The 400-nt window shown below is 49.0% G+C and carries 1 protein-coding gene; it reads right to left on the reverse strand.

The features are described 5' to 3' along the window. Positions 1-400 (reverse strand): NAD(P)/FAD-dependent oxidoreductase (locus AC1IR0_RS15625; RefSeq protein WP_479741565.1); only part of this gene is annotated, 400 nt, incomplete at both ends.

Here is a 400-nt window from a genome sequence, read left to right on the forward strand (position 1 = left end):
ATACAGAATTTCAGACGCGGCAAAGCCCGGAAAGATCGACACTTCCAGTTCTTCCGCTTTCTGGCCTAACCAGCGCACTACATTGCCCAGTGAAATGACATAGTTGCCATCATTATGCATGGTTTTAGGCACCATCCAGTGCGGTGCTTCCTGTGATTTTTCATCTGAAAGCAGGAAGAAGGTTTTATCTTCAGTCACCGGGACATTCAGTGGGGCACCCTGTTCTTTCCAGTCGGGGAACAGCTCGTTCATGGCACGTGGTTCAAGCACAGCACCAGACAGAATATGTGCACCGACTTCGGAGCCTTTTTCTACGACACAAACGGACAAATCGTTTAAGTTGTTTTCAATTGCAAGTTGACGGATTTTGATCGCAGCAGAAAGACCCGCAGGGCCTGCG

The sequence above is a fragment of the Acinetobacter sp. 129952 genome, from assembly GCF_056642055.1.